This window comes from Neisseria sp. P0021.S007 (assembly GCF_051956855.1).
Genome location: NZ_JBQCXA010000654.1, coordinates 1 through 642 on the forward strand (window position 1 = coordinate 1; position 642 = coordinate 642).

Here is a 642-nt window from a genome sequence, read left to right on the forward strand (position 1 = left end):
TTGTAGCCCAGTTCGTATAGTTTTACATGATGCCCTTCCGGGATTTCAACGCCCACATTTTCCAAACACGATTTGGCGCAATGCAGATGACAGCCGTCAATAACCAACATCGGCCGTCCGGACTGCGCTTTGCGTACCAACGGCGCGACTTTGCCGCCTACGCCGGAAATGCACGACATTTCAAATTCTCCGGCATGGTCGAGCGCCACGGCTGTGTTGTTGGCCAGCTGCGCCACATCGGAACATCCGGAACAAGAATAAATTAAGGGAAGCTCATTGCGGTTAGGCATTTTCTATTTCCTCCGGTAGCGGTTTTTATCTTTATATTGCCATCCATAGTCAATCTGTCGGGCGCATCATGCGTGGTATGCAGACCCGTTTTCTTTTTTCAGACGGCCTACGGCTTATCCATTTATATAATATTAAAAGGCATCATAACTCAATACGATTAGACATTCTAGAACAAAGCAGATTGCACCTTCTAAAAAATAAAGGCCGTCTGAAAACAGATAACGCTGCTTTTTCAGACGGCCTTTTTATTTGAAGTTAATGATTAGGCTTTGTGTTCGCCATCATTTTCTGCTTTGGGCGGAACGGGGGCAAACCAGCCGACCAGAAGCAGCAGCAGGCCAACAATGATGA

General features: G+C 46.9%; 1 protein-coding gene. It reads right to left on the bottom strand.

Going from position 1 to position 642, the window contains the following annotated elements; genetic code table 11:
• Positions 1–290 (bottom strand): putative zinc-binding protein (locus ACTHUR_RS15200; protein WP_440399461.1); only part of this gene is annotated, 290 nt, incomplete at its 3' end.
• Between the last annotated feature and the right edge of the window lie 352 nt (positions 291–642).